The sequence below is a fragment of the Tetzosporium hominis genome (genome assembly GCF_002265435.1).
Taxonomy (GTDB): Bacteria; Bacillota; Bacilli; order Bacillales_A; family Planococcaceae; genus Chryseomicrobium; species Chryseomicrobium hominis.
Genome location: NZ_NOKQ01000337.1, coordinates 1 through 264 on the forward strand (window position 1 = coordinate 1; position 264 = coordinate 264).

The 264-nt window shown below is 55.7% G+C and carries 1 protein-coding gene; it reads right to left on the reverse strand.

Translation table 11 applies throughout. The features are described from left to right. On the reverse strand, window positions 1–264 hold a 264-nt coding region (locus CF394_RS14165; protein WP_133079857.1), incomplete at both ends, for a GAF domain-containing protein.

Consider the following 264-nt stretch of genomic DNA (forward strand, 5'->3'; position numbering starts at 1 on the left):
TGGCAATACCGAGCATATAAGGATGCGCGCCTGCCGCCGGGCACGATATGTCAATCACACCTGCAAGACTGCCATCCTCATGGTGAATCGGAGCGGCTGAACAGTTCCAGCGATGGGAAGCGATGGAATAATGTTCTGATCCTTGTATTGCAACCGGCTCACTGATGTGGAGCGCCGTGCCAATCGCATTTGTTCCGACAGCCGTTTCCGTCCAGCACGCGCCTTCGACAAAGTTGATGCGCTTGGCTTCATAGAGCGCACGGG